The following is a 4,734-nucleotide window of genomic DNA, read 5'->3' on the forward strand; positions in this document are numbered from 1 at the left end:
GGTTTATAAGGGATGTAGCAATGAAAAAAATATTAGTATCGAGTTGCTTGCTAGGGCAGCCTGTTCGTTATGATGGGAAAGGACAAACATTACAGCATCCACAATTACGGGTATGGCAAAGTAATAAGAAAATAATATCCTTTTGTCCTGAAGTGGCTGGTGGGCTATCTACTCCTAGAGCTCCTGCTGAAATAATACAGGGGAAAGTAATTACTAATTCAGGCGAAGATGTAACAGAGCAATTTCAAACTGGGGCTAATATAGCGCTAGAACTTTGTAAAAAAAATAAAGTTCGTTTTGCTTTACTTAAAGAATCGAGCCCTTCTTGCGGACGAAATACAATATATAATGGAAAGCATCGCGGAATAAAAATCGAAGGTCTAGGTTTAACTGCAGCATTATTAATAAAGAATGGAGTTCAAGTATTTAGTGAAGAGCAAATACCAGCACTTATAAAAGCACTGGCACTTTAATTTTGGTTGGTTATTTACGCTGTAAGAAAACACCCGACTCTATGTGATGTGTATAAGGGAACTGATCAAATATCGCAAAGCGCTTAACGTTATGCGAACGCGTTAAATGATCTAAATCGCGTTCCAGTGTGTCAGGATTACACGATATATAAATTATGTTTTCGTAATTAGCCACTAAATCACAGGTTAACTCATCCATACCAGCGCGTGGCGGGTCGACTAATATGGTTTGGCAGTCATAGCTTTTAAGGTCAATACCGTCTAAACGAGAAAAAGTACGTTCGCCATTCATTGCTTGAGTAAACTCTTCGCTCGACATACGAATAATATCTAGGTTGTCTACATTGTTTTTGGCAATGTTATATTGAGCAGAGTGAACAGACGATTTAGATATTTCAGTTGCGAGTACTTTATTAAAAGATCCCGCTAGCGCAATAGAAAAGTTACCATTACCGCAGTAAAGCTCTAGTAAATCATTTTTAAGTGGTTTACATAAATCTTGTGCCCACTCAAGCATACTTATATTTACTTTTGCATTAGGTTGCGTAAAGCTATTTTCTACTTGTTGGTAAATTAGTTCTTGGCCATTTACAGTTAATTGCTCTGTTACAAAGTCATCACCTAGCACTTCTTTCTGCTTACGTGCTCGGCCAATAAAATCTATTTTATATTTTTCACTCAGTTTTGCCTTTAGTGACTTAATTTCACGTAGCCATTCATCATCAAGCGGCTTGTGATAAAGCAAGCTCACTAAAATTTCACCACTGAGTGTAGACAGGTAATCTATTTGAAATAGCTTTCGGCGTAAAACCTCGCATGGTTTAAGGTTTTCAATCATCACCTGCATGATTTCACCAACAAGCGGTGCCGCAGGGTCAAACGTATCAACGCGTATTTTTTCTTTAGTTTGCTGATCAAACATTATATGAAACAGATCGTCTCCATCATGCCATACTCTAAATTCGGCACGTTGGCGGTAGTTAATTGGCTCCGAGCTAAATACTTCTAGCTGCTCCACACCAAAACGTTGAAACTGTGAAGTTATACGCTGTTCTTTTTCACTTAACTGCGCTTGGTACTGTGTGGTATCTATTTTAATAACTGCCATTCGCGTTACTACCTTATCTAAGATCTGTTTATCGGCGCTATTGTAGGGAGCGGTTCGCATTTGTCTAGTTTTGGCTAGAATAAATGATGTTTTTTTGCACGGTTTACTTTAGTTTTTTATGCCCTGGCCGATAATAAACTACGCATGCTCAGGAGACGATTCATGAAAATAGGCAATTATGGCTTTATACCAAGCCAGAACATAAACAAATTCAACAACAAAGCTGACGTACAACAACCTACCATCGCGTCTCCGCAAGACAGCTATCAGCAACGAGGTAAAGAATTAGCTGCTAAAGTTTTAGGTGATAAAATGGCAGAGCAGCTTGGTTTGCCAGTTCAAGAAAAAAAAGCAGATAAGCCCCTTTTTGATTTTGAAGCAATAGTTAAAAATGTACTCGACTTTGTCACCGGCGCCGTTAATAAAGCAAAAGCTGATGGTGCCGATGACGATAAATTAAAAGGTATGCTAAGTGATGCCCGTAAGGGGGTTCAAATAGGTATTGATGACGCCGTTGATGAGTTAAAAGAATCCGGCGTTCTGAACGATGAAACCCAAGAGGGAATCAACAAATCAAAAGAAGGTATTTTTGATGGTCTTGATAAGTTTGAAGATAATTTGTTCAACCCAATGCCAGCTAGTGTGGGGGTAACCCAAGCACAATACGCAAGTTTAAGTAATAATGCTCAGTACAGTTTCACCACAGCAGAAGGTGATGAAGTAACAATAAGTTTTGCCGATGCATTTAAATCTCAGTCTGCTAGTAGTTATCAGCGTGGTGAGGGAGGGGAGGCATTCGTAAGTGAATCATCACAATCGAGAGAGCTTTCATTTTCAATGTCAGTTAACGGCGACCTTAATGATAAAGAGCAAGAAGCAATTAATGAGCTAATGGAAAACCTACAAAACGTAAGTAAGACCTTTTTTAGCGGCGATTTAGAGCAGGCATTTGAAGAGGCGCAAGAGCTTAGTTTAGGCAATGAACAACTTGTCGCATTTTCAATGGATTTACGCCAAACCAAAACAGTTGCTGCAATAAAGGGTTACGAAGAAAATAAGCCGGCTCCAGAAAAAGTAATTGCAGATAAAGTAGCGCCTTTTAATGATGACCTCCGAGAGGCTTTTTCTAAAGCAACCGAGCTAGGTATTCAAAATCAATTATCAGGTATTATGCAGTGGCTTAATGAAGATCAAAGTGAGATCGATAAACTGGTTGATTACACAAAAGCTATGTTTGAAAACCTTAATAAGTTAAATAGCGCGACAAAGCAAACAGCAGAGGAAGTTTAACCTCAACATTAAACTACTTTCTTTTGCAAAAATCACATGGCAAACTGCCGTTCTAATCTAATAATAGGAACGGTCGTTTGTCAGCGCATATAATGGTTTTTGATTCAGGGATTGGTGGCACAACAGTACTTGATCATATAAAGCAACGTATCCCGAATGCTCAATATAGCTATTTTATGGATAATGCTTTCTTACCTTATGGGGCTCAAACACAACAAACAATTATTAATCGTTTGTGTTCGCTCATTCATTTCATTAAGTTAAACAAGCTAAACGTCGATTTAATTGTAATAGCATGCAACACGGCATCCACATCGGCATTAAGTGCTGTACGCAAAATTACAGATATACCCATAGTTGGCGTTGTACCAGCAATCAAGCCCGCCGCAGAATTAACACGTTCAAATCACATTGCTTTACTGGCAACACCTGCAACAATAGCGAGCTCATATACAAATAAGTTAATAGCGCAGCACGCTAGTAATGTAACTGTTAACTTATATAGCAGTGTTGAGTTGGTAAACGTTGCTGAATTACTTTTCTTTAATGGCTATTTAGATACAAATAAATTACATGCTGTACTTGAAGGTTTGAATATTGAAAAGCAAACGGATGTGCTTGTATTGGGGTGTACTCACTTTCCGATACTTACAAAGCAGATTAGTGAGCACTTTAAAAATAGCATTCAGCTGGTGGATTCTGGTGCAGCAATAGCAAATAGAGTTATTTATCTACTAACCGAGTCAGGTTTATTAGCACAAAATATACCTGGCATAAAAAAGCCGCTGCAATACTATGCAACGGCTAATGTGATCAGCGATAAACTTGCGGTTAAGCTAGTTAAACTGATTGATCCGCCTGAGTTCGAAGCGTATTAGAATCATCTTCTTGTTTTTGTTTTGCTTCACGAACTTTTAAAGTACGTTGTTGGAACTCACTATCGTTCAAGTTAGCAATAGCATTGTCTGCATCAGCTTGCGCCATTTCAACAAAACCAAAGCCACGACGTTTGCCTGTATTTTTATCCTTTAATAGACGAACGTTGAATACTTTACCTTGCTCTTCAAACAAAGCACGAACAACACCTTCGTTTGCACGGTAAGGAAGGTTACCAACGTAAAGTGTTTTAGTTTTTACTTCGGCCTCTTCTAAAACGTCAGAAGACATAGCAGCAATAACTAGCCCACCTATTAATAAGCCAACAGCAAATACAATTGCAGGGTCAAGTTCTAAGCTTCCAAGGGCGAACTTAACAATAACAAAACCAACTACAGCAATAACAACAGAAAAGATAAAAGATTTTTGATCGGGTAATTTCATTTTAGATCTACCAATAAACAGGAAATAAACATTAATTTAACATTGTGAACTTGCTATCTTAACGTCTTAAACGAACTTAGCATTGATATTTATATGAAATTATAAAAAGCAGTGTAAAAAAACATCAATTTAAGCGTGTTTTAACATGATTTTTTGTGGTTTTGTTCTAATTTTGTTCGAACAGTAAAAAGATCTAAAAAAAGGGTTGATCTGTTTTCGGATCTCCCTATAATGCGACCCCACTGAGACGGGAAACGCCGAAGCATAGCAAAGTGTTAGCGGCTCAGAAAGTTAAGTAAAACTTTGGTTTTAAATCATCGAAAGAAAGTTTAAAACAAAGTATTGACTCGAAAAATAAAGGATGTATTATACGCATCCCTAGCGACAACGTCGCAACGTTCTTTAACAATATAAAGCAATCATCTGTGTGGGCACTCGTACAGATTGAGTTCTAACAGCCAAGCTACTTAGGTAGCGAGGCAAACAAATTAGAGTCTCAATTGAAACTGAGTGACCAACAGAATAATTATTTCGGTAGTTATT

The 4,734-nt window shown here is 37.8% G+C and carries 5 protein-coding genes; 3 read left to right on the plus strand and 2 right to left on the minus strand.

What is annotated here, in order from left to right:
• Positions 1 to 20: 20 nt before the first annotated feature.
• On the plus strand, positions 21 to 473 hold the full coding sequence (locus tag P20480_RS06370; RefSeq protein WP_008130829.1) for a 2-thiouracil desulfurase family protein: 453 nt from the start codon (positions 21 to 23) through the stop codon (positions 471 to 473).
• Positions 474 to 483: 10 nt separating this feature from the next.
• Here the strand turns inward: P20480_RS06370 and trmA are convergent, their stop codons facing one another.
• Entirely contained in the window at positions 484 to 1,581 is a 1,098-nt protein-coding gene (trmA, locus tag P20480_RS06365; protein ID WP_006794650.1) for a tRNA (uridine(54)-C5)-methyltransferase TrmA, read from the minus strand.
• 162 nt (positions 1,582 to 1,743) lie between these two features.
• Between trmA and P20480_RS06360 the strand changes: the two genes are divergently transcribed.
• Together P20480_RS06360 and murI are read left to right on the plus strand one after the other, a co-directional pair.
• Positions 1,744 to 2,871, plus strand: a complete 1,128-nt coding sequence (locus P20480_RS06360) for a DUF5610 domain-containing protein (RefSeq protein WP_008130833.1) — start codon at positions 1,744 to 1,746, stop codon at positions 2,869 to 2,871.
• A 77-nt stretch (positions 2,872 to 2,948) separates the two neighbouring features.
• Complete coding sequence (gene murI, locus P20480_RS06355) at positions 2,949 to 3,749, plus strand: glutamate racemase (RefSeq protein ID WP_008130836.1); 801 nt, start codon at positions 2,949 to 2,951, stop codon at positions 3,747 to 3,749.
• Here the strand turns inward: murI and P20480_RS06350 are convergent.
• Positions 3,712 to 4,191: an RNA recognition motif domain-containing protein gene (locus tag P20480_RS06350; RefSeq protein WP_008130837.1), complete on the minus strand. Its 480-nt coding sequence runs from the start codon at positions 4,189 to 4,191 to the stop codon at positions 3,712 to 3,714. The two genes, murI and P20480_RS06350, sit on opposite strands and share 38 nt — an antisense overlap.
• Positions 4,192 to 4,734: the final 543 nt, after the last annotated feature.

Source organism: Pseudoalteromonas sp. BSi20480 (assembly GCF_000241365.1).
Lineage (GTDB): Bacteria > Pseudomonadota > Gammaproteobacteria > Enterobacterales > Alteromonadaceae > Pseudoalteromonas > Pseudoalteromonas marina.

What these genes read in the sequence shown, in the direction of transcription:
- P20480_RS06370 (WP_008130829.1), top strand. Translation starts at nt 21, where the DNA reads ATGAAAAAAATATTAGTATCGAGTTGCTTGCTAGGGCAGCCTGTTCGT.
- P20480_RS06350 (WP_008130837.1), bottom strand. Translation starts at nt 4,191, where the DNA reads ATGAAATTACCCGATCAAAAATCTTTTATCTTTTCTGTTGTTATTGCT.
- P20480_RS06360 (WP_008130833.1), top strand. Translation starts at nt 1,744, where the DNA reads ATGAAAATAGGCAATTATGGCTTTATACCAAGCCAGAACATAAACAAA.
- trmA (WP_006794650.1), bottom strand. Translation starts at nt 1,581, where the DNA reads ATGGCAGTTATTAAAATAGATACCACACAGTACCAAGCGCAGTTAAGT.